Here is a 22648-nt window from a genome sequence, read left to right as displayed (position 1 = left end):
AACCCTAGCCTCGCGGGCCGGTGCGCAGGAACCGTGCTCGCCAACGCGGCGCGCTTCACGCCGTGAAAAGACAACGGGCCGGGCACGCTCGAAGCGCACCCGGCCCGGAACTCATGGCGCCAAGTTCTGACTAGCGCGCGGCGACGGCGGGCTGCTCGGGCTTCGCGACGACGGTGTCCTTCGCGGCCTGGATGGCGGCGTCGATGTCCAGCTTGCCGCCGGTGATGACCTTGCCCTTGAGGTCCGGATCCAGCTCCACCGTCTTGAGGAGCAGGTCGCGCACCTGCACGGCCGTCAGGTCCGGGTTCTCAGCGAACATGCGCGCGGCGGTGGCGGCCACCGTCGGCGTCGCCATGGAGGTGCCGCTCATCTCCTCCCACTTGTTGCCCGGCACGGTGCTGAGCACGTCCTCGCCCACCGCGGCCAGGTCCACGACCTTGTCGCCGTGCGACGAGAAGCGCGCCAGCTTGTCGTTGTTCTTGTCCATCGACGCGATGGTGATGACGTTGGGCAGGTCGATGTTGGCGGGCATGTCCGCCACGTTGTTCATGTTGCTGCCGTTGCCGTTCGCCGTGGCCGCGACCAGCAGGATGTCCGCGTCCGCCAGCTTCTGCACCGCCGCGGTCCAGCGCGCCTGGTCCGCGGGGGAGCGGTACGTGTTGCCGAAGCTCGCGTTGGCGGCGCGGATGTTCACGCCCTGCTCCGTCTTGAGATTCACCAGGTAGTCCACCGAGCGCTCGAAGTTGGTGAGCAGGTCGGCGCCGTCGTACAGGCCGCCCACGCTCAGGATCTTCGCCTTGCCGGCCGCGATGCCGGTGTTGCCCTCGCCGTTGTCCTCGGCCGCGATGATGCCCGCCACGTGCGTGCCGTGGTCCGTGCCCTCACCCTTGAACGGGTCGCCTTCGCCGGTGCCCACGTTGAAGCCGTGGATGTCGTCCTTGACGCCGTTGCCGTCGTTGTCGATGCCGTCCCCGTCGATTTCGCCGGGGTTCGTCCACATCGCGTCGTCCAGGTCCGTGTGCTTGAAGTCCACGCCACCGTCGATGACCGCGATGACCGGATCGCCCGACGGCTTGGGCTTCGGCTGCGACGGGTCCACCTTCTTCGCGTCGATGACCTTGTTCGCGTCCGGCTTCACCGCGACGTTGGACGAACCGAAGGCGAAGGCCGACGCCGGCAGGCCGCCCGCCGGGGCCGAAGGACGGCCCGTGGGGCGGTCCACGAAGTTGGTGGGGCGCGCACCCCGGGTCTCGAAGCCGTCACGCACCGTGAGGGGCTTGGCCTTCGGGGCTTCCGCGCGGGAGGTCTCACCGGTACGGGCAGTGGGGGCGACGGAAGCGGGCGACTTGCGGTTGATTTCCATGGTGTTCCTCCGTGGGGGGATGCGGAGCGGCCACTGACTCCCACATTGTCGCCTGTCCCTATTTTAAGTTTCGTTGCATTTGTTTTCCGGGTGCACCTGGGAGGAAGCCGGGCGTTAGAGAAGGTCGAAATTCCACGGAGGAGGACGCATGAGCCAGGAGCAGTGGACCGCCGTCGACCGCTACATCACCGACCACCTGGTGGCACCGGACGCCCTGCTGGAGGCCGCGCTGGAGTCGAGCGCGCAGGCGGGGCTGCCGGCCATCAACGTGGCGCCCAACCAGGGGAAGTTGCTGATGCTCCTGGCCCAGATTCACGGCGCGCGCCGCATCCTGGAGGTGGGCACGCTGGGGGGCTACAGCACCCTGTGGCTCGCGCGGGCGCTGCCGCCCGGGGGCCGCATCATCACGCTGGAGGCGGTGCCGAAGCACGCGGAGGTGGCCCGGGAGAACTTCGCCCGCGCGGGCCTGTCCGACGTGGTGGAGGTGCGGGTGGGCCCTGCCCTGGAGACGCTGCCCCAACTGGCGAAGGAGGGGCAGGCGCCGTTCGACCTGACGTTCATCGACGCGGACAAGGTGAACACGGCGGAGTACTTCGCGTGGGCGCTCAAGCTGTCGCGCCAGGGCAGCGTCATCCTCACGGACAACGTCGTGCGCAAGGGCGGCATCATCGACGCGGCGAGCACCGACGCGAACGTCCAGGGCATGCGCCGCTTCTACGAGGCCGTGGCCGCAGAACCCCGCGTGAGCGCCACCGCCGTGCAGACGGTGGGCAGCAAGGGCCATGACGGCTTCTCGCTGGCGCTCGTCACGGGCGGACCGGCGTAGCGTCGCGCACCGGGCGCACTGCATTCGTGCGCCCGGTGCAGGCAATGACTACCAGACCTTCACGCGCTGCTCGGGCGTGAGGAAGAGGCCCTGGCCGGGCTTCACGTCGAACGCCTGGTACCACGCGTCCACGTTGCGCACGGTGGCGGTGCGGTACGGGCCGGGGGAATGGCCGTCCGTCACCAGCAGGCGGCGCAGCAGCGGTTCACGGAACTTGTTGCGCCACACCTGGGCGAAGCCGAGGAAGAAGCGCTGCTCGCCGGTGAAGCCGTCCTTCGTGACCGCGGGCTTGTCTCCCAGCGACATCACGTAGGCGTCATGGGAGATGGAGACACCGGCCACGTCGGCGATGTTCTCGCCCAGGGTCAGCTCCCCATTCACCGTCATGTCGGGCAGCGGGCGGTAGGCGTTGTACTGGGCGGCGAGCGCCTTGCCCGCGGCCTTGAACCGCTGCAGGTCCTTGGGCGTCCACCAGTTAGCCAGCTTCCCCTTCGCGTCGAACTGCGCGCCCACGTCGTCGAAGCTGTGGATGATTTCGTGGCCGATGACGGCACCGATGCCGCCGTAGTTCACGGCCGGGTCGGCGTTCGGATCGAAGAAGGGGGCCTGGAGGATGGAGGCCGGGAAGATGATGGAGTTCTGCTGCGGCGAGTTGAGCGCGTTGACCTCCTGCGGCGTCATGAACCATTCCTTGCGGTCCACGGGCTTGCCCAGCTTGGCGACGTTGCGGTGGTACTCGAAGAGGTCCGCGCGCTCGGCGTTGCCGAAGGCGTCACCCTTGATGATCTCCAGCGCGGAGTAGTCGCGCCAGGTGTCCGGGTGGCCAATGCCCACCTGCACCGTGCCCAGCTTCTCCTGGGCCCGCGCCTTGGTCTCCGGCGACATCCACTCCAGCGCTTCGATGTGGCGGCCCAGCGCGGCCAGGATGTTGCGGACCATGACGTCCGCCTCGGCCTTGGCCTGGGGCGGGAAGTGCTTCTCCACGTAACGCTTGCCCACGGCCTCGCCCATGGCGTGGTTGGTGGATTCCACGCCGCGCTTCCAGCGCTCACGCAGTTGCTGCGCGCCGGAGAGCGTCTTGCCGTTGAACTCGAAGCCCGCGTCGACGAACGCCTTGGGCAGCACGGACGTCTTGCGCGCGATGGCGTGGAAGGTCAGGTAGTCCTTCCACGTCTGGAGGGGCTCGCTGCCCACGAGGCGGGAGATGCCGCTCAGCGCGCTCGGCTGCCAGACGATGAATGCCTCCTGCTGGGCAAGCCCCGCGCTGGCGAACCACGCGGCCCAGTCCATGCCGGGGGCCTTGCTCGCGAAGTCCGCCTGCTTCCAGGAGTTGTTCACCTTGGCCACGTCCTGCGTGTCCTGGGCGGACCAGTGGGCCTTGGCGATCTTCTTCTCCAACGCGTAGATGGCGCGGGCCTTCGCGTCGCTGTCGGCGATGCCCGCGTTCTTCAACTGCACGGCGATGTGCTGCTGGTACTTCTCCCGCACCTCCTTGAAGCGCGGCGAGTCCACCAGATAGAAGTCGCGGTCCGGCAGTCCCAGGCCGCCCTGGAGCAGGTACGCGGCGTAGCGGGAAGGCTCGTTCAGGTCCTCCGCCACCCAGAATCCGAAGAGGCGTTCGGTGGTGGTCTGCCCGGTGTTGAGCGCGTCCACGTCCGCGCGCAGGGTGGTGCCCAGGAGCGTGGACAGGTCCTTGCGGGTAGCGACCGCCGTGATGCGCTCCAGCTCCGGCTTCAGCGGGGTGATGCCCCGGGCCTCGATGCCCGCCTCGTCCATGAAGCTCGCGAAGTAGTCACCCAGCTTGCGATCCTCGCTGCCCGGGGCGGCGTCTGACTTCGCGGCGGTCTCCAGCAGCTCGCGCGTCTGCTTCGAGGCCTCTTCGGCCAGCCGGGTGAACATGCCCATCGAGGAGCGGTCGGCGGGGATCTCCGTCGTGTCCTGCCACTTGCCGTTGACGTAGCGGTAGAAGTCGTCGCCCGGCGCCACGGCCGTGTCCATGCCCGGCGTGTCGATGCCGAAGGTGCCGTACACCGGCTTGGGAGGGGCGGGGGGCGGGGTCGGCGCGGCGGCGGCCTCCGCGGGCGGCGTCACGGGCTTCTCGGCGGGCGCGGAGGAGGCGCAGGCGGTGATGAGCGCGGACGCACAGACGCCAAACGTCATGCGCGCGGCGCCAAAGGGCGGTCTGGAACGGGACGTCATGAAAGCTCCTGGAAGGGCCCCAACGGGCTGGCGCACTCTGGCGCACGGGGGCGCGCCGCCAACAGCGCAAACGGCGGTTTCATCCCGGGCTTCATGGGCAATCCCCGGGGGCGCGGGTGGGAGCGGGTGACGCGGCGCCCCAGCCGGGCTTTCCCGTCACCGCCACAGCGGTCGTCTTGAGGCCTGTCACCCTGTGGCGCAGTCGCGCGGGAACGACACGCACGCTTGCCGCCGGGGGCGCCACGCCGGTTCCAGGGGACGCACCCGGTGTGTTAACGCTCCCGCTGCCCATGCAAACCGGTGTCTCGGAACGCACCCGCTTCATCTTTTTCGCCCTCGCGGGCGGCGTGCTGGCGTTGCTGCTCGCGCACCACCCCGTCCTGTTGTCGGGCTTCCGCCTGGTCCAGGGGGATGAGGGTGACGTGCGCTTCAACCACTACGTGCTGGAGCACGGGTGGCGGTTCATCTCCGGGGACGCGCTCCATGCGCGCTTCTGGGACCCGCCCATGTTCCACCCCGAGCCCAACGTCGCCGCCTACTCGGACGTGCTGCTGGGTGTGGCGCCCTTCTACTGGCTGTGGCGGCTGCTGGGCTTGAGCGAGGACATGTCCTGGCAGGCGTGGAGCCTCACGATGTCCGCGCTCAACTACGCCGCGGCGGTGTGGCTGCTCATGCGCGGGTTGGGCCTGCGCGCGGGGCCGGCGGTGGTGGGGGCGGTGCTCTTCACGGCGGGCGCGCCGCGCATCAACCAGCTCAACCATCCGCAGCTCACCGGCCAGTTCTTCACGCTGCTCGCCCTGGGCGCGGTGCTGGTGTTGCTCCGGCCGGAGACGGACCGGCGGCGCGGGGTGGCGTGGTCCGCGCTGCTCGTGGGCTCCTTCGTGGCCCAGCTCTACGCGGGCTTCTACTGGGGTTGGTTCCTCTTCTTCTTCCTGCTGCTCGGCTTCCTGCTCGCGCTCGACTTCGGGGACACGCGCCGCACCCTCTTCGCGTCCCTGCGTCGCCACCTTCCGGCGCTCGCGGCCTTTGGTGTCGTGGGCCTGGCGCTGCTGGCGCCCCTCGTGCTGCACTCGCGTCAGGCCATTGGCACGGTGGGGCTGCGCGACTTCGCCGAAGTCACCCCCATGGTGCCCCGCGTCTGGAGCTGGTTCTACGTGGGCCCGAAGAGCTGGCTGTATGGCTGGACGAATGACTTCCGCCGCTTCCAGCGTCTGCCATTGGGTTGGGAACACCAGTTGGGCATGGGCTTCGTGACGACCGTCCTGGCGGTGGTGGGGCTGTGGCAGGGCCGTGCACGGCCGGCGGTGAGGATGCTGCTCGTGATGTGGATCGTCACCGTGCTGCTCGTCTCGTTCTATCCGGGGGGCCTCGTCCCCTGGCGGCTCGTCTTCAAGGCCGTGCCCGGCGCGGCGGCCATCCGGGCCCTGGCGCGCGTTGGCGTGTGGATGCTCATTCCCGCGAGCGTGGGGCTGGCCCTGTTCCTCCAGCGGCAGGTCCAGCAGGGGCGCATGGCGCTGGCGGCGGGACTGGGCGCGCTGTGCCTGCTGGAGCAGGGCCTGAGCATTTCCACCTATGACCGGTTCGAGTCCCGCGCGGACGTGGACGCGGTGGCCTCTCGCGTGGGGCAGGAGTGCCAGAGCTTCTTCTACGCGCCCACGTCCGGGGGCGATGAGGGGTGGAAGTACCAGCTCGACGGTGTGTGGGCTTCCGTCACGCGCGGCGTGCCCACGGTGAACGGGTATTCGGGCAACGCGCCCCGGGGCTGGAAGCTCCACGACGCCCGCCGCTTCGACGCGGCGTCCGCCGAGCGCGTCGACCGCGAGCTGGCGGCGTGGATGGATGCGAACTCGCTGGCCCCGGGAAGCGTCTGCCGCATCGAGGTGCCGGCGCGGAAGTAGGAAGGCCGCGCCCGCCCAGATTTCACAGCCAGCGGCGGAAGATGAGCGACGTGTTGATGCCGCCGAAGGCGAAGTTGTTGCTCATCACCAGGTCCGTCTCCAGGGCGCGTCCGTCGCCCGTGACGTAGTCCAGGGGCGCGCACTTCGGATCCACCGTCGCGGTGTCCAGGTGCAGCGTGGGCGCGAACCAGTTGGAGCGCATCATCTGGATGCTCATCCACGCCTCCAGCGCGCCGCAGGCCCCCAGCGTGTGGCCCATGTAGCTCTTGAGTGACGACAGGGCGACCTTCTCCCCGAACACCGCCAGCGTGGCCGCGCTCTCCGCCACGTCCCCGGTGTCCGTCGCGGTGCCGTGCGCGTTGACGTACGGGATGGCGGAGGCCGGCACGTCCGCGTCCTCCAGCGCCAGCCGCATCGCCTGCGCCATGGTGTCCGCGTTGGGCTGGGTGACGTGGCGGCCGTCGCTGTTGGTGCCGTACCCCAGCACCTCCGCGTGGATGGTCGCGCCGCGCGCCCGGGCGTGCTCCAGGTCCTCCAGCACCAGCGTGCACGCACCTTCGCCCAGCACCAGCCCGTCGCGCTCGGCGTGGAAGGGGCGGGGGGACTGGTGGGGCGCTTCGTTGTGCTTCGTGCTGGTGGCGAAGAGCGTGTCGAAGACGGCGGCCCCGGTGGCGTCCAGCTCCTCCGCGCCGCCCGCGAGCATCGCCACCTGACGGCCCAGCTTGATGGCCTCGTACGCATAGCCGATGCCCTGGCTGCCGGAGGTGCATGCGCTGGAGGTCGTGATGATGCGTCCGGTGATGCCGAAGAAGACGCCGATGTTCACCGCCGCCGTATGGGACATCATCCGCAGGTACGTCGTCGCGGTGATGCCCTCCGTCGTCTTGTGGGTGATCATCTTGCCGAAGTCGCCCATGTTCTCCGGCGTCCCCGCGGAGGAGCCGTAGGCGATGCCCATCCGCCCGCTCTTCACCAGCGGGTTGCCCAGGAGGCCCGCGTCCAGGAGCGCCAGCTCGCTGGCCCGCGTCGCCATCAGCGCCACGCGGCCCATGGTGCGCGTCGTCTTGCGCGAATACGTGGACGACGGCAGCTCGAACGGTGCGGCGGGAGCCCCCAGCCGCGTGTGCAGGCCTTCGTATTGCTTCCAGGACTCCATCACCTGGACGGCGTTCTTCCGGGCGCGCAGCCGCGCCTCCACCGTTGTCCAGTCGTGCCCCAGGGGACTCAGGGCACCCACGCCGGTGACCACCACGCGCTTCATCCGACCATCCCCCCGTTCACGGAAATCACCTGACGCGTGATGTAGCCGGCGTCCTCGGCCATGAGGAAGCTCACCGCGGCGGCGACCTCCTCCGGTCTCCCCACCCGGCGCGCGGGGATGATCTTCAGCGCCTCTTCCAATATCCGCGAGTCCACCATCTCCGTGTCGATGAGGCCCGGGGCCACGCAGTTGACGGTGATGTCCCGCTTGGCCAGTTCCACCGCCAGCGCCTTCGTCGCGCCGATGATGCCCGCCTTCGCGGCGCTGTAGTTCACCTGGCCGCGGTTGCCCATGATGCCGGACACCGACGCCAGCGTGACGATGCGGCCCGGCTTGCGGCGGCGCACCAGCGGCATCGTGAGCGGGTTGAGCACGTTGTAGAAGGCGTCCAGGTTGGTGTGGATGACGCTGTCCCACTCCTCCGCCGTCATGGACGGGAAGGCGTTGTCGCGCGCGATGCCCGCGTTGCACACCACGCCGTAGTAGCAGCCATGGGCTTCCACATCCGCGAGCAGCGCGGCCTGCGTCGCGGCCCGGTCCGACACGTCGAACTGGAGCACGCGCGCTTCGCGTCCCGCGTCCCGCACCAGCGCCGCCACGGCGTCCGCTTCCTCGCGCCGGCTGCGGCAGTGCACCACCACGTCGAAGCCGTCGCGTGCGAGGCGCAGCGCGATGGCGCGGCCGATGCCCCGGCTTGAGCCCGTCACCAGCACCGTCTTGTCACCCATCCGTGTTGCTCCTCTTCACGTCGTGCCCGGCTTGAGGCTCGAACACCGTCAGCGCCGCCGTGGCCACCGTCTGCGTCCCGAGGGTGATGGTGCAGTCGAACTGGCCCAGCCCGTTGTCCGCGGAGAACTGCCGGTGGACCTCGATGCGCAGGCACTCCCCCAGCGTGAAGCGGGGTCTCTGGCATTCATAGCGGCGGGTGCCCAGCAGGAAGCCCACCTTCGGGACTTCTCCGCGCAGCCGCGCATGCCAGCCGGCCCACGCGGCCACGGCCTGCGCCATGTATTCGATGCCCACCCAGCCGCCCACGGCGCCGTCCACGAAGAAGAGGCTGTCCTCGCGCACGGTGACCTCCGCGAGCAGCGTCTCCGCGTCGCCTTCCAGCGCGCGGTCGAGCAGCCGCATGCGCCCGCCATGGGGCACCAGGTCCGCGATGGGCAGGTCGATGGGGGTGCGCATCACGCGCGCTCCAGCACGAGGGCGGCGTTGCTGCCCCCGAAGGCGAACGAGTTGCTCAGCACCGCGCGCACCGGCCGCCCCAGCGCCTCGCCCGGCTTCACCAGCGACAGCGCGGGAAGGGCCGGGTCCGCCGCCCCATCCCAGAAGTGCGCGGGCAGACGTCCCTCAGGGTTGTCCGTGAGCGTGAGCCACGCGAAGGCCGCCTCCAGCGCGCCCGCGGCCCCCAGCGTGTGGCCGGTGAGCGGCTTGGTGGAGCTGGCCTTCACGTCCGGGCCCAGCAGCGCGTGCACCGCGCGGCTCTCCATCGCGTCGTTCTGCTCCGTCGCGGTGCCGTGCAGGTTCACGTAGTCCACGCCTTCGGGCGTGAGCCCCGCGCGCGTGAGCGCTTCGCGGATGGCGGCGATGGCGCCCCGGCCCCCGGGCTCCGGCGCGGAGATGTGGTGCGCGTCGGAGGACTCGCCCCAGCCGGACAGGCGCACCGGCCCCGGCTCGCGCGTCATCAGGAACAGCGCCGCGGCCTCGCCGATGTTGATGCCGTGGCGGTGGACGCTCATCGGGTTGCAGCGCTCCTCGCTCACCGACTCCAGCGCGCGGAAGCCCGCCACGGTGAAGCGGCACAGCGAATCCACGCCGCCCGTCAGCACCGCGTCCACGGTGCCCGCGCGCAACAGCCGCGCCGCGCTCGCCAGGGCCTTGGCGCTGGAGGAGCACGCGGTGGAGATGACATACGCGGGCCCGGCGAGGCCCAGCACGTGGGCCAGGGCGCTCGCGGGGGCGCCCAGCTCCTGCTGGCGCAGGTGGTAGGTCGAGGGCAGGTGTCCCGTGGCGAGCAGCCCGGCGATGGCGCCTTCGCTCTCTCCAATGCCGGAGGTGCTGGTGCCCAGGACGACGGCCACGCGCTCCGGACCGAACCGGGCGATGGCCGCATCGACGGCGGGACGGACTTGCGCGAGCGCCGTCAGCAGGAGCGCGTTGTTGCGGCTGTGCCAGGACGCGGGCAGCGCGTCCTGGGCCTGGAGCGGGGCGGTGACGAGGCCCAGGTGCAGCGCGCGGTCCGCGTACCCTTCGTGGGATGCGACGCCGGAGGGGGTGGCCGCGAACAGGGCGCGCGCCACCTCGCGCTTCCCGGAGCCCAGGGCGCAGACGAGGCCGAGCTGGTGGAGGAAGACGGGGGGCATCATGGAAAGAGTCACTCGTCCGCGGTGCGCGATTCGATGGTGAGCCGGTAGTGCTCGGAGAGGTTGGTGAGCTGTGTGCGCCCTTCCCAGCGCGGCTCGCCATCGTAGCGCACCGTCACCCATTCCCTGCCGTTCTTCGACAGGGCGCGTCGCCCCGGCCCATCCTCCAGCGTCCAGCCAGGGGGAAGGGCGGAGCGCACGGCGTCGGCTGGCCAGTAGACGAGCTGCACGTCCCGGAGCACCGGCGCGGACTGGAACTGGGCAGGCAGGCGCGGGTCGCGCTCCTCGTCCAGCGTGGTGCCGTTCCAGCGCAGCGTGATGAGCCGCTGCCCCAGGGCGAAGCCGGCCAGTTGCATCAGCGCCGGCTCCACCTCCAACAGGGCCTCCAGTGAACGCGGGCCGCCCGGGTCCGACTCGTGCGCGAATTCCAGCCGCTGCGTCAGGCTCACCGTGGTGCCCAGGGCGGCCGGTGCCAGACGCAGCTCTGGCAGCGGCTCGCCGGGAGCGGCGGGCTTCGGGCGGGGCGTGGTGGTGCAGGCGAGGAGGCCCGCGACGAGCAGGACAGGGAGGGCTAGGCGCACACGGCCTCGAGCACGCCGAGGCGCCGCTTGCTCTCCGCGACGTAGGGGTTGTTCGTGTCCCACGCGTAGCCGGCGAGGATGGCGGAGATCATCCGCCGCACGTCCGGGGACGGGTTCGGGTGGAAGATGACCTGTTGGAAGCCGCCCTCGTACCAGGACTCCACGAAGGTGCGGAAGGTGTCCACGCCCGCCTTGAGCGGCTTCGCGTAGTCCTTCTCCCAGTCCACCGTCTCCCCGGCATACGCGCGGCGGATGCAGTCGGCCGCGAGGCTCGCGGACTTGAACGCGATGGTGACGCCCGAGGAGAACACCGGGTCGAGGAACTCGCCCGCATTGCCCAGCAGCGCGAAGCCCGGGCCCCACAGCGACTTCACGTTGGCCGCGTAGCCGGTGAGCTTGCGCGCGGGCGTGTCCCAGACCGCGTCCTTCAGCAGGTCCGACAGCGACGGCGTCTCCTTCACGATGGCCTGGAGCCGCTCGGTGTCCGTGCCCTGGTACTGCTCCAGGTACTCCATCTTCGCGACGACCCCCAGCGAGCAGCGGCCGTCGGAGAAGGGGATGGTCCAGTACCAGACGTGCACGTGTTCGGGGTGCACCGTTACGCGGATCTTGTTCCGGTCGAAGCTGCCCGGCGGCGTGCGGTCCTGGACGTGGGTGAAGAGGGCGCCGCGCTTGGGGAAGTTCGACGGCGTCTCCAGGTTCAAGAGGCGCGGCAGCACGCGGCCAAAGCCGCTCGCGTCCAGGAGGAAGCGCGCGCGCACGCGGTACGTCTCACCGTCGGGACCGCGCGCTGTCACCTCCGGTTGTTCACCGTTCGTGTCCACGGAGAGGACCTCGTGGCGGTAGCGCACGGTGGCGCCCTGGCGCTCGGCACCTTTCGCGAGCACGTGGTCGAAGTGGGCGCGCTGCACCTGGAAGGTGGTGCCCCAGCCAGGGGTGAACTTGTCGCGGAAATCGAAGTCCGTGTACTTGTCGCCGCGCACGAAGGCCGCGCCGTTCTTGTACTGGAAGCCCGCCTCCACCACGTCCTGGAGCATGCCGGCCGCTTCGATGTACTCCATGCTCTGCGGCAGCAGGCTCTCGCCGATGGAGAAGCGGGGGAACTGCTCACGCTCCAACACGAGGACGTCACGGCCCTGCTTGCGAAGGAGGCCCGCCGCGACGGAGCCCGCGGGGCCCGCGCCAATGATGAGGATGTCCGCCGATTCAGTTTTCAATGTGTGGCTTTCCCAGGAGGAAGTCGGAAGCAGGGGGTGAGGATCCAGATGGTGACCTCGCCCAGGAGCATGGCGAGGCCGAAGGAGCGCAGGGCGGGCGTGGCCGACAGGCCCAGCAAGCCAAAGGACAGGAGCGTGCTCACGCCGGCCAGGGCCACCGCGAGCCACGCGGAGCCGTCACCGGGATGCTCCAGGAGGAAGATGCCGTAGTCCACGCCCATGCCCAAAAGCAGCACCAGCCCCAGCACGGTGAAGAGCTGCAAGGGCGCCCCCGACCAGCCGAAGAGGGCGAGCGTGATGAGCGTGCCCAGCACGGACGGCAGCCACGCGCGCCACGCCTGTCGCCCGAAGCGGGCCACCAGCGTGAGCAGCACCGCGACATAACCCGCGACGATGAGCCCACCCATGATGCGCCGGTAGCGCCCGAGCAGCCCGGAGATCTCCGCCGTCTTGTCCACCCAGCGGATGCCCTCCAGGCCGTGCGCGACCGCTTCCAGCTTCGGCAGTTGCTTCGGATCATTGAGGCCGCGAAGCATGAGGACGCTGTACTGCCGCGCACCCAGCGTCCCCAGCCACTGCTGCCGGATGGCGGAGGCGACCGGCCCGGAGAGGAAGTGTGATGGCGTGAGCGGTGCTTCGGCGAACGTGGCGCGCGTGGGGGCCTCGCCGGTGGATTCGCTGACGGCGGCCACGGCCTGCGCTTCGGCGCGGGCGCTCAGGGCCGCGTCCTCGCGCTGCTGGGCCTGCGAGGGAAGCCAGTCGGACACGGCGCGGTAGCCCGCGAACACCTTCTCCGAGACCAGCGCGTCCAGGTGCTGCTTCAACGTCGCCTCGCGGGCGAGCACCTGTTCGTCGCTGTCTCCCTCCACCAGGAAGAACTGCGCGGGGCTGGGCAGCCCCAGCAGCCGCCCCAGTTCCCGCTGGTCGGCGATGAGGTTCGGGGGCGCGCCCTGCAACTGGCGCAGGTCGTCCTGGGGCTTCAGCTTCCAGAGGCCCACGGCCACGAGCACGGTGAGCACCGCGCCCGTCAGCCACCAGCCCCGCGTGGAGGCGATGCGCGGCCAGCGGGTGATGGAGGCGGAGAAGCGCTCGGAGAAGGCGGTGACGGGCAGCGCGCCCCTGTCCAACGAGGGGAACCAGCACACCACGGTGAGGAACGCGGCGGTGAGGCCGGCGGCGGAGAACACCGCCATCTGCCGCAGGCCGGGGAAGGGCGCGACGCCCAGCGCCAGGTACGCCACCACGCTGGTGACGAGCGCCAGCGCCATGCCCGGCAAGAGCGAGCGCATCACCGGCCCGCGCTCGGACGGGGCCTTGCCCTGACGCGCGGCGAAGTAGTGGAAGCCGTAGTCCTCCGCCACGCCCACGAGGCTGGAGCCGAACACCAGCGTGAGCAGGTGCACCCGGTCGAAGACGAGCGCTGTCACCGTCAATGCCACGGCGCAGCCCAGCGTGAGCGACACGCCCACGAGCAGGATGGGCCGCAGCGAGCGGAAGGTGAGCCACACCAAGAGGAGCACCGCCGCCAGTGAGCCGAAGCCGATGGTGGACATCTCCCAGCTCGCCTGCGCGGCGGCGGCCTCCGCGTACAGCGGCACGCCCGCGGCCACCAGCCGGGCGCCGGGCACGGTGGCCTCCACCCGGGCGCGGGCCTGCTCCACCACGGACGTGACGCGGGAGCCGTCGCCCAGCGCGAACGCGGAGACCTTGCTCTTCCAGGTGAGGAGGACCCACTCGCGGTCCTCGCCCGACAGCCACAGCCGACCGTCGCGAGGACGCGCGGAGGTCTCCGCCGCGCGGGCCTGCCACCAGTCCGGCCACAGGCCCAGCGGATCCGCGTTCCAGTCCGTCATGCGGGCGCCCGCGGGCTGGTACAGCTTCATCAGGGCCGTGCCGCCCAGCTCCTCCGGCGTCGCGCGCGTGAGCCACTGGCGCTGCGAAGGCGTGAGCAGCCGGTCCCGGTACGGCCGGTAGAAGTCCACCGCCTGCTCCAGCGCGGAGGTGTCCACCACGGCGGGCTCCAGCACGTCGGAGGCCTGCTCCAAGACGCGCGTGGCCTCGTCCGCGACCTTCTGCGCGGAGGCCCAGTCCTGCGCGCCCACCAGCAGCACCACCTGCCGGCCGGCCTCGTCCGCGAGCTTGCGCGTGGCGGCGTCCACCTCCGGCGCCTGCTCGTCCTCCGGCAGGAGCGCGAGCACGTCGGTGTCCAGGTGGGCCGAGCGCCAGAAGGACACCTGGTGCACGCCCACGGCGAGCACCACCAGGGCCCAGAGGATGGCCAGCTTATTTGCCAAGGCGTTCGGCTTCCGTGCCATCCGGCGGCGGCGTCTGCGTGAGCTGGTCGAAGAGGATGACGCTGGAGTCTCCGCGCGTCTCGTCCATCTTCACCTGGCGCACGTAGGCATCGCCCTCCAGTTGGATGTGCTTGAAGACGCGCGCGAGCCCCGCGTCCGTGGGCGTCAGCTCCAACCGCCAGCCGGTGGTGCCCACCAGCGCGCCCTCCACCTTGAAGCGCTTCTGCAACGTGGACACGTCGCCCGCGAGCAGCGCGAAGAGCAGCTCGTTCACCGCCGCCAGCGCCGGCTCCTTGGTGGAGTCCAGGTGGTAGGCCGCGCCGCCCTGGCCCTGTTGGGCGCTCAGCGACTTGCGCGTGAGCGTCAGCGTGGAGGCGAAGGGCGTGCGGGTGTTCCACAGCACGCCCTGGTCGCGGGCGAGGAGGAAGTCGCCTTTCGACACCAGCGGCTTCTTGAAGCCCGCCACGGTCTTCTTCTGTTCGAACTGGCCGCGCACCAGCGGCGCATCCGCCAGCCGGGCGCGCACGTCCTTCACGAGGTCGCCCGCGTGGGCGCTCACGGACAAGAGCGCGCAGGTGAGCACGAGCAGGGTCTTCATTCCGGCCTCACTCCCAGCTTGTTCCAGAGGACTTCCGGACAGACGAACTGCATCTCCCCCGTCGCCAGGGCCACCGCCACCTGGATGGTGTGGGCCTGGTTCACCTTGCGCCCGGTGGCCGCGTCGCGCAGCACGTAGTCGAAGCGCAACCGGTTCTCCCATTCGGTGATTTCGGCGCGCACGATGATCTTCTGCTTGTAGGAGATGGGGGACACGTACTTGAGCCGCATGTCCACCACGGGCCAGCCGTAGCCGGACTCGCGCATCTGGGGAAAGTCGTAGTCGTACCGGCGCAACAGCGCGCAGCGCGCCAGCTCCAGGTACTTCACGTAGTGGCCGTGCCAGACGATCTCCATCATGTCGAGGTCGTGGAACGGCGGAGCGATTTCGATTTCGCAGCTCAGGTCAGGCTTCATGCAGCCTCCACTCCCGACGGCGCAGGGCGCTCAGCAGGCCCTGGAGTTCGCCATCCAGGGCGCGGTCCTCCACCAGCAGGGGGATGCGTGCTTCCAGGTCCGCGTGCATGGCCGCCAACGCGGGGCCCGGCTTCGCGTCCGCGTCCACGCGCTGCCGCAGGGTGACGCCCTGGCGGGCCGCGATGAGCATCGCCGCCACCACCTGTTCGGTCAGCTCCAGCACACGCAGGCAGTCGCGCGCGGCGATGGTGCCCATGCTGACCTTGTCCTGGTTGTGGCACTCCGTGGAGCGGGAGAACACGGACGCGGGCATCGTCTGCTTGAGCGCTTCCGCCGTCCACGCGGAGACGCTGATCTGCGCCGCCTTGAGGCCGTGGTTGATGGCGGCCCGTGGGCCCGTGGCCGCGGAGAGGTTGGCGGGCAGCCCATGGTTGTAGCGGGGGTCCACCAGCAGCGCGAGCTGACGGTCCAACAGGTCCGCCACGTTGGCCACCGCCGTCTTCAGGCTGTCCATGGCGAAGGCGATGTGGCCGCCGTAGAAGTGGCCGCCGTGCAGCACGCGCTCGCCGTCGGGGTCGATGAGCGGGTTGTCGTTGGCGCTGTTCAGCTCGTTCTCGATGAGCGTGCGGAAGAAGGGCAGCGCGTCCTCCAGCACGCCGATGACGTGCGGCGCGCACCGGAGCGAATACCGGTCCTGAAGCCGCTGCTCGTTGCGCGACGGCCGGTCGGTGACGAGGTCCGCGCGCAGCCGGGCCGCCACGCGCTGCTGGCCCGCGTGCGGCTTGGCGGCGAAGAGCGTCTCGTCGTAGTGGTGCGCGTTGCCGGCGCTCGCCAGCACGTTGAACGCGGTCAGCCGCGTGGCCAGCCGGGACAGGTACTCCGCCCGCTCCCACGCCAGACACGCCAGGGCGGTCATCACGGCGGTGCCGTTCATGATGGCCAGCCCCTCCTTCGGCCGCAGCTTGAGGGGCTTCACGCCCAGCGATTCCAACACCTGCGCCGCGGGCCTGCGCTCGCCCCGATACCAGACGTCGCGCTCGCCGCAGAGCACCGCCGCCACGTAGGACAGGGGCGTCAAGTCTCCGCTCGCGCCCACCGAACCCTCGGCGGGAATCATGGGCAGCACGTCGTGCTTCAGCAGCAGCTCCAACTGGGTGAGCAGTCCTTCGCCCACGCCGGAGAAACCCTGGCACAGCGAGGCGAGCCGCGTGGCCAGCACCGCGCGCGTCTCCTCGGGCGTGAGGAACCGGCCCGCGCCGATGCCGTGGTACGTGTAGAGGTGGTGCGGCAGCTCCGCGACGAGCGCGGGCGGGATGGACACCGTCACGGAGTCGCCGTAGCCGGTGGTGACGCCGTAGATGACGCCGTCCTCCGCCAGCAGCCGGTCCAGGAACGCGGCGCCCTTCGCGATGCGCTGACGGAAGGCGGGCGCGGTGCCCAGCTCGGCCGGGCGTTCGCGCCGCGCCAGCGCCCCCACGTCTTCAAGGGTCAGCCGACCGCCGTCGAAGCGCACCGGGAGGTCAGAAGGTAGGGGGCTTCGCGGAGACATTCACCTGATCCCAGAAGGGAAAGAAGTTGAACCAGTCGTAGGGCGCGCGCTTGAGGAGCGCCGTGACCTGGCCTGCGTACTGCTGCGCGCACTCCGTGAGCGCGGCCTCGCGCCTGCCTCGCGGCAGGACGATGCGCTCGGAGAGGCGTTCGAAGTGGATGGTGTAGCCGTCGCCCTCATGGATGCAGCCCAGCAGGTAGAGCGGACACTTGAGCAGCGCCGCCAGCACGTAGGGCCCCACGGGAAAGGGTGCGGGGTGTCCCAGGAAGTCGACGCGCACGGTCTGGCTGGAATTCACCGGAATGCGATCGCCCGCGATGACCACGAACTCGCCGGCCTCCACACGCTCGTTCAGCGCGACGGCGGTGGCCGGGCCCATGTCCGTGACTTCCAGCAGGTGGAAGTCGTTCTCCGGGTTGAGGCGCTTGAGCAGGCGGTTGAACTGCTCCGCGTGCAGCGTATGCACCAGGATGTTGAGCTTCACCTCACCTCTGCGCTCCGCCATGGTGCGGCACAACTCCAGACAGCCCATGTGCGCGGTGACGATGATGCCGCCCTTGCCCGCCTTCGCCGCTTGATAGAACTCCTCGCGGCCTTCGGTGCGCACGCGCTCGAAGTGGTAGCGCCCGCTGACCGCGAGCAGTTTGTCCAGCATCGTCTCCGCGAACGTCAGCGTGTGGCGCACGCTGTCGCGCCAGTGCGGCTTGTGGCCCAGCGCGCCCGTCGCGGCCTCCACCCGCTCCAGGTACTGGAGCGAGGAGTGGCGGAGCAGTGGACGGCTCAGCCAGTGCACCAGCACCACCGGATACAGGCAGAGGCGGAAGGGCCAGCGGCCCAGCAGCTTGTGGATCCAGTACAGGAGCCAGATGCCGGCGACGAAAGTCGTCTCTCCCATCTCCGCCCAGTGGCGGGATTTCATTTCGCCACCTTGCGCCACAGAAGCATGGGCAGCCGCGGCAGCATTCCGAAGAAGAGCCGGGCGTGCATGCCGGAGATGCGCACGTTGTCCCAGAGCACGTCGAAGTGGGAGATGCCGTCGGTGGGGTAGCGTACGTGGGTGGGCTGGTTGAGGATGCGCATGCCGCGCCAGAACAGGCGCACCAGTACCTCCACGTCGAAGTCCATCCGCTTGCCGATCCGCACCGAGTCGATGAGCGCCACGGTGGGCGCCAGCGGATAGACGCGGAAGCCGCACATCGAATCGCGGATGGTGAACGACAGCGTGTTGATCCACACCCAGATGTGCGTGGCATAGCGCCCGTACAGCCGGCCCTTGGGCACGGACTCGTCGTAGATGGGCGTGCCACACACCAGCGTGTCGGGGCTCTGCTTCGCCAGCGCGAGGAAGCGGGGGATGTCGCGGGCGTCGTGCTGCCCGTCCGCGTCGATCTGCAACGCGTGGCTGTAGCCGCGAGCCTGGGCCGCGCGCAGGCCCGCCATCATCGCGCCGCCCTTGCCCTCGTTCTGGGGCAGGCGGACCACCTCCACGCCGGTGCTGTCCTCGCGCGCCAGTCCGTCCAGCACCGCCGCGCAGCCGGGCTCGCTGCCGTCGTCCACCAGCACGCAGGGCAGGCCGTGAGAGCGCACCGCGTGCACCACCGCGCCCACGGCCTCGCCGTGGTTGTAGACCGGAATCACCGCGCAGACCTTCATCCCACCCCTCCACCCAGCACGATGCGACCGCTGGCGTGCGCGCCCGCGGCCGACGTCAACTTGAACCCCAGCCGTCCGGACTCCGCCGCCCAGGTGAGCTCCAGCGTCAACTGCGTGCCGGGCGGAATCACCTGCTGGAACTTCAGCGTCTCCATCCGCAGGAAGTCCGGCGGCAGCGCGAAGTGCTCGCGGCCCAGGAGCAGCGCCCACTCCACCTGGACGACGCCGGGCAGGATGGGCGTACCGGGGAAGTGCCCGTCGAAGAAGGGCGAACCCTCCTGCACGTCCACCGACAGCAGCACGCGCTCCGGTGCACGCTCCAGCACCTGGAACGGGGGCCGCCTCGGGTCGAAGAGGGCGGCGAGCGCCGCTTCCGTGGATTTGCCCTGCGAGTTGACCGGCATGGCCTCCAGATATCGGAACCGGCGCGGCAAGGCACTGGACTCGAAATGCGGGGCCAGTTTCTCGCGCAGGGCCTGGTTCAGGGAGCGTCTGCCCCCCGCCTCCTGGAGCCTCCAGCCCGCCGCCTGCGGCACCGCCACCACCGCCAGCGTCACCCGGTGGCCGTCCGCCAGCGGCAACACCCGCGCCTCCCGCACGAGCCCGCCCTCCACCAGCGCCCGCTCCATGGCGCTCAGCGACACGCGCTTCTCCTCCAGCTTGAGCAGCCGGTCGCGCCGCCCCAGCAGCTCGAAGCCACCGGGCACCGCCCTCGCCCGGTCCTCGGTCGTGAACCACGCGCCTTCGGGCAGGTCCAGGTGGGGCGAGCGGACCGTCAGGACCTCGTCATCGGAGCTGGAGCCCGCGCGCACCTCCACGCCGGGCATCACCGTCCACGACGCGGCATCATCGGTGTCCCGTCTGCGCCACGCGACGCCCCCGGTCTCCGAACTGCCGTACACCTCCACCGGCGCCCGGCCCAAGAGCTCCCGGCACGCCTGGAGCGCTTCGGGGCTGAGCGGTCCGCCCGACGAGAACAGCCCGCGCAGGCGGCCTCGCACGGAGGCCCAGTCCAATGACGCCGGCAGCCGCTTCAGGTGCGCGGGGCTCGCCACCAGCAGCGCGGGCTCCGGGCGCAGCGCGGCCACGATGTCCTCCGGGTAGGGCAGCCCGTGCGCGTCGAACGGCCGGCCCGACGCCAGCGGCCACAGCACCCGGAACAGCAGCCCGTAGATGTGCTGGTGCGACACGGTGGCGAGCACGGGCGCGTCCCCGGCTTCTTCATCGAACAGCGCTCCCAGCGTCACCACCTCGCTGGAGAGCTGCGACAGGCGCTTGGCAATGGCGGTGGGCTCCCCATTGGAGCCCGACGTGTAGACGACCAGCGCGGCGAGGTCCGGCGACAGGGGCCGGAACGTGGCCTCCGCGTCCGGGATGGGCGTCAGCGCTGTCTGGTCCGCGGGAGCCCGGCCCGCGAAGCCGTCCACGTGGGCGCGCAGTGCGTCCAGCGTGGCGGGTCGCGCGTCGGCGGGCAGGTAGATGCACACGCCCGCGTGCCACGCGCCCAGGAGCGCGGCGGCGAACTCGAAGGTGTCCTCGTGGAAGAGCGCGCACCGCTGGCCCCCGTGCGCCGCGAAGGCCGCATGCCAGCCGGCAGCCCTCGTCCGGAGCGAGGCGAAGTCCAGCACCTGTCCCTCGCGGCGGGCCACGGGGTGCCCGGCGGGACGGCCGTGGACGAGGAGGTGTTCGAGCGCGAGCGGCTCACCCATGGGCGTGCCGTGCGCGCACCCGCTGCCGCACCACCCATTCGCCGGCGAAGAGCAGGCCCATGAGGCCGTAGGCGATGAGGCCGTTGTAGAGCGCCCAGGTGGCGTCGCTCGCCCAGAGCGCGGTGGTGAGCGCGAGCCCTCCGTTGAGCACGAAGAAGCCGCACCACACCTGCGTCACCTTGCGCGTGTACGCGACGCCGGACGGGGGCAGGTCCTTCTCCCTCAGGCGCGCCAGCCGTTCGATGACGCTGGGCGGATAGGCGAGGCTGGTGGCGAAGACGGTGAAGAGCACGCTGTTCACCAGCACCGGGTAGAGCTTCAGGGGCAGCGCGTGGTTGCCCAGCATGCTGGACGCCGCGAGCACCAGCGCTCCCACGGCCGCCGCCAGCCACATCTTCTCCCGGGTGGCCACCGCGCGCACCACCGCCATGCCCGCCAGGGGGAGCGCCATCCAGCGGGGCTCGAAGTGGCCCAGGCCCAGATAGACGAGCGGCGGATACGCGAGGCTCAACAGCCCCAACAACACCGGACGCAGGCGTTTCACGCCGCGGCGGAGTCGCTGCCGAGCAGCCCGTGCAGCGCGTCCACCACGTCCTGCAGCGTGCGCACGGAGCGGAAGACTTCCGGCGGAACGCGCTGGCCCGCGACGGGCTTCAGGCGCACCAGCAGGTCGATGGCGTCGATGCTGTCGATGTCCAGGTCGTCGTGCAGCCGCGCCTCCGGGACGATGCGCGACGGTTCGATGTCGAAGGTTTCCTGGAGGATGGCGCTCAGGCGCTCGAACAATTCGTGCTTGGTCATGGGGTGTGGCTCCGCGCTTTGGTTTTTAGAGGATCAGGACTTGGTGCGGTGGGTGCTGACGAAGTCCGCGAGCGCCCGTACGCTGGCGAAGTGACGGCGGTTCTCCTTGGAGTCGCTCGCCAGCACGACGCCATAGGACTTCTGCAGCGCCAGCCCCAGCTCCAGGGCGTCGATGGAGTCCAGCCCCAGGCCTTCGACAAACAACGGCGCGGCCGGATCGATGTCGTCCGGTTTGAGGTCCTCGAGGTTCAGCGTCTCGATGACCAGACGCTTGATTTCGTGCTCAAGCTCCAGCATGGCCCTGGTTCTCCCGGGAGAAGTAGTCGTGAAGGCGTGTGGTGAGGTGGCGCGCGGCCTTCGCCGCGTCGCCCGCATCCGCGTCCTTGGAGGAGACGGGGATGTCGTCCTCCACGCGGATGATGAAGTGCATGGGTTTCGGCGGCACCCTCCACCAGGGCGTGCCCTTGGTGAGGCCCAGCGGCGCGACGCGGATGGTGACGGGCGTGATGTCGCAGGGGCCGCGCACCGCGATGTTGGCGGCGCCGCGCTGCAACTGCATGGGCCCGTGCACGGGCGTGCGCGTGCCCTCCGGGAAGATGATGAGGTTGTTGCCGGCCTTCACGGACGCGATGCAGTCCTGGACGAGCCCGGGCCCGGAGTCGTTGCACAGGTAGCGCGTCGCCCGGATGGGCCCGCGCATGAACGGGTTGTTGGCCAGGCTCGCCTTCACCACGCAGTCCGCGTTGGGGACCAGCGAGACGAGGAACACCACGTCGATGAGCGTCGGGTGGTTGGACAGGATGAGCAGCCCGGAGCGCGACAGCTTCTCCACCCCGTGGAGCTCGTAGCGCAGCACGCCGAGAAACCGCATGTAGCCGACGAAGAAGCGGAACGAGTGGTGCACCGCGAGCCGCGCGAGCCGCGTCTGCCGGCCAGGCTCACGCACGAACAACTGGAGCAGCGGGAAGTAGAGCAGGCGCAGCGCCAGCCCGCCCAGCCCGAACGTGGCGAAGGACAGGCCGGTGGCGAAGATGCGCCAGAGCCGGTCGAGCTTCTCAACCATGGCGTTCCCACCGCCAGCGCCGTGCGCCCACCGCGTGCTCCCACCGCCGCGCTCCGGAGACCAGGAAGCGCAGCGCGCGCAGGTCCACCGGCAGTTCGTCCTGCTCCTGTGCGTCCGTGCCCGGGAGCCCGGCGTGGCAATCCAGACGGATGGCGTTCGCGCCCGTGTCGGCCGCAAGCACGCAGGCCCAGGCGTGCGGGAACCTCACGGATTCGGAGAAGTGCTGCCAGGGCTCCGGCACGGGCTCGTCGTAGAGGACGACCATCACCCGGGGAACGCCGTCGGCCAGCAGGCCGCACGCTTCCGTGAAGGCGGCCTCCACCGTCTCCTCGCCCGCGGCGATGGCGCCATACGAAGCCGTGTCCCTCCGAGCGATGGAGTAGAGCGCGCCGATGGCGTTGTGCACCGACAGGCTGAACGACGTGGGCGACAGCGGCTCCGAGCGCGCCAACTGTGTGAGCAGCTCCAACGAGCGGCCCAGGTCTCCGTACCGCGATGCGAAGAGCACCGGCGCCTCAGGGGCGTCCACGTGGGCCTGATACGTGGCCTGCAGGGCGATGCGGCCCAGCCGGTCCACGCGGCGGCGCATCATCGCGGGCATCTCCGCGAGCGCGGGCGTGCCTTCGGCTGGGAGGGGGTGGGGCTTCGCGAGCCAGGTTTCCCAAGCAGCAGGGTCTACGAGGCCGGGGGCCCATGCGGCCCAGCGCTGAACGGTGAATCCCATCATCTTGTCGACGGAGAGGCCCCAAGCGCTCCCAAAGGCAACCTTTACCAAAGCATCAACAGGGAGACAATTGGCGCCAGGCGTCGAGCCAGCAGGGAAGCGGGCGGACGCCTCACCCCATGCCCGAGGTCCC

General features: G+C 70.2%; 22 protein-coding genes. 2 read left to right on the top strand and 20 right to left on the bottom strand.

The features are described 5' to 3' along the window. Positions 1-130 precede the first annotated feature (130 nt). Positions 131-1363 carry a S8 family serine peptidase gene (locus OV208_RS17750; RefSeq protein WP_267575017.1) on the bottom strand — a complete coding sequence of 411 codons (1233 nt, stop codon included), beginning with the start codon at positions 1361-1363 and terminating at the stop codon, positions 131-133. A 148-nt stretch (positions 1364-1511) separates the two neighbouring features. Here OV208_RS17750 and OV208_RS17745 point away from each other — a divergent pair, with 148 nt between their 5' ends. Further along, entirely contained in the window at positions 1512-2189 is a 678-nt protein-coding gene (locus OV208_RS17745; RefSeq protein WP_267575016.1) for an O-methyltransferase, read from the top strand. Positions 2190-2237: 48 nt separating this feature from the next. Here OV208_RS17745 and OV208_RS17740 read toward each other — a convergent pair whose 3' ends face one another. Beyond that, the gene (locus OV208_RS17740; RefSeq protein ID WP_267575015.1) at positions 2238-4388 is read right to left on the bottom strand and encodes a M13 family metallopeptidase; all 2151 of its coding nucleotides are present in this window, start codon (positions 4386-4388) and stop codon (positions 2238-2240) included. Between the two features lie 290 nt (positions 4389-4678). Here OV208_RS17740 and OV208_RS17735 point away from each other — a divergent pair, with 290 nt between their 5' ends. After that, complete coding sequence (locus tag OV208_RS17735) at positions 4679-6286, top strand: hypothetical protein (RefSeq protein ID WP_267575014.1); 1608 nt, start codon at positions 4679-4681, stop codon at positions 6284-6286. Positions 6287-6308: 22 nt separating this feature from the next. Here OV208_RS17735 and OV208_RS17730 read toward each other — a convergent pair whose 3' ends face one another. The 18 genes from OV208_RS17730 to OV208_RS17645 are packed head-to-tail and all read right to left on the bottom strand — an operon-like array spanning position 6309 to position 22515. After that, positions 6309-7547 (bottom strand): beta-ketoacyl-ACP synthase, encoded by a 1239-nt coding sequence (locus tag OV208_RS17730; RefSeq protein ID WP_267575013.1) that lies wholly within the window; start codon positions 7545-7547, stop codon positions 6309-6311. After that, complete coding sequence (gene fabG / locus OV208_RS17725) at positions 7544-8275, bottom strand: 3-oxoacyl-ACP reductase FabG (RefSeq protein WP_267575012.1); 732 nt, start codon at positions 8273-8275, stop codon at positions 7544-7546. The genes OV208_RS17730 and fabG overlap by 4 nt, the downstream gene beginning before the upstream one ends. Further along, on the bottom strand, positions 8268-8732 hold the full coding sequence (locus tag OV208_RS17720) for a hotdog family protein (RefSeq protein WP_267575011.1): 465 nt from the start codon (positions 8730-8732) through the stop codon (positions 8268-8270). The genes fabG and OV208_RS17720 overlap by 8 nt, the downstream gene beginning before the upstream one ends. Further along, positions 8732-9913: a beta-ketoacyl-ACP synthase gene (locus OV208_RS17715; RefSeq protein WP_267575010.1), complete on the bottom strand. Its 1182-nt coding sequence runs from the start codon at positions 9911-9913 to the stop codon at positions 8732-8734. The genes OV208_RS17720 and OV208_RS17715 overlap by 1 nt, the downstream gene beginning before the upstream one ends. Before the next feature lie 8 nt (positions 9914-9921). Next, positions 9922-10491: a DUF3261 domain-containing protein gene (locus OV208_RS17710; RefSeq protein ID WP_267575009.1), complete on the bottom strand. Its 570-nt coding sequence runs from the start codon at positions 10489-10491 to the stop codon at positions 9922-9924. Continuing rightward, positions 10482-11708, bottom strand: a complete 1227-nt coding sequence (locus tag OV208_RS17705; protein WP_267575008.1) for an NAD(P)/FAD-dependent oxidoreductase — start codon at positions 11706-11708, stop codon at positions 10482-10484. Before OV208_RS17705 ends, OV208_RS17710 begins: the two co-directional genes overlap by 10 nt. After that, the gene (locus OV208_RS17700; RefSeq protein ID WP_267575007.1) at positions 11705-14002 is read right to left on the bottom strand and encodes an MMPL family transporter; all 2298 of its coding nucleotides are present in this window, start codon (positions 14000-14002) and stop codon (positions 11705-11707) included. Before OV208_RS17700 ends, OV208_RS17705 begins: the two co-directional genes overlap by 4 nt. Next, positions 13992-14600: a LolA family protein gene (locus tag OV208_RS17695; RefSeq protein WP_267575006.1), complete on the bottom strand. Its 609-nt coding sequence runs from the start codon at positions 14598-14600 to the stop codon at positions 13992-13994. The genes OV208_RS17700 and OV208_RS17695 overlap by 11 nt, the downstream gene beginning before the upstream one ends. Then, positions 14597-15016, bottom strand: a complete 420-nt coding sequence (locus OV208_RS17690; protein WP_267575005.1) for an acyl-CoA thioesterase — start codon at positions 15014-15016, stop codon at positions 14597-14599. The genes OV208_RS17695 and OV208_RS17690 overlap by 4 nt, the downstream gene beginning before the upstream one ends. Further along, positions 15006-16565 (bottom strand): HAL/PAL/TAL family ammonia-lyase, encoded by a 1560-nt coding sequence (locus tag OV208_RS17685; protein WP_120544395.1) that lies wholly within the window; start codon positions 16563-16565, stop codon positions 15006-15008. The genes OV208_RS17690 and OV208_RS17685 overlap by 11 nt, the downstream gene beginning before the upstream one ends. After that, a complete protein-coding gene (locus OV208_RS17680; protein WP_267575004.1) occupies positions 16537-17484 on the bottom strand; it encodes an acyltransferase in 948 nt (315 codons plus the stop codon). Before OV208_RS17680 ends, OV208_RS17685 begins: the two co-directional genes overlap by 29 nt. Continuing rightward, positions 17481-18218 carry a glycosyltransferase family 2 protein gene (locus tag OV208_RS17675; protein ID WP_267575003.1) on the bottom strand — a complete coding sequence of 246 codons (738 nt, stop codon included), beginning with the start codon at positions 18216-18218 and terminating at the stop codon, positions 17481-17483. Before OV208_RS17675 ends, OV208_RS17680 begins: the two co-directional genes overlap by 4 nt. Further along, positions 18215-19927, bottom strand: coding sequence for an AMP-binding protein (locus tag OV208_RS17670; protein ID WP_267575002.1), 1713 nt, complete (start codon positions 19925-19927; stop codon positions 18215-18217). Before OV208_RS17670 ends, OV208_RS17675 begins: the two co-directional genes overlap by 4 nt. After that, positions 19920-20471 carry a hypothetical protein gene (locus tag OV208_RS17665; protein ID WP_267575001.1) on the bottom strand — a complete coding sequence of 184 codons (552 nt, stop codon included), beginning with the start codon at positions 20469-20471 and terminating at the stop codon, positions 19920-19922. The genes OV208_RS17670 and OV208_RS17665 overlap by 8 nt, the downstream gene beginning before the upstream one ends. Further along, the gene (locus OV208_RS17660; RefSeq protein WP_120544400.1) at positions 20468-20728 is read right to left on the bottom strand and encodes an acyl carrier protein; all 261 of its coding nucleotides are present in this window, start codon (positions 20726-20728) and stop codon (positions 20468-20470) included. The genes OV208_RS17665 and OV208_RS17660 overlap by 4 nt, the downstream gene beginning before the upstream one ends. 33 nt (positions 20729-20761) lie before the next feature. Beyond that, a complete protein-coding gene (locus OV208_RS17655) occupies positions 20762-21025 on the bottom strand; it encodes a phosphopantetheine-binding protein (RefSeq protein WP_120534369.1) in 264 nt (87 codons plus the stop codon). Continuing rightward, positions 21012-21791, bottom strand: coding sequence for a lysophospholipid acyltransferase family protein (locus OV208_RS17650; RefSeq protein ID WP_267575000.1), 780 nt, complete (start codon positions 21789-21791; stop codon positions 21012-21014). Before OV208_RS17650 ends, OV208_RS17655 begins: the two co-directional genes overlap by 14 nt. Continuing rightward, on the bottom strand, positions 21784-22515 hold the full coding sequence (locus OV208_RS17645) for a beta-ketoacyl synthase chain length factor (RefSeq protein WP_267574999.1): 732 nt from the start codon (positions 22513-22515) through the stop codon (positions 21784-21786). Before OV208_RS17645 ends, OV208_RS17650 begins: the two co-directional genes overlap by 8 nt. Between the last annotated feature and the right edge of the window lie 133 nt (positions 22516-22648).

The organism is Corallococcus sp. bb12-1, from assembly GCF_026626765.1.
GTDB lineage: Bacteria > Myxococcota > Myxococcia > Myxococcales > Myxococcaceae > Corallococcus > Corallococcus terminator.
Note: the sequence above shows the minus strand (reverse complement) of the source record. Positions and strands in the feature narration are given on the sequence as shown.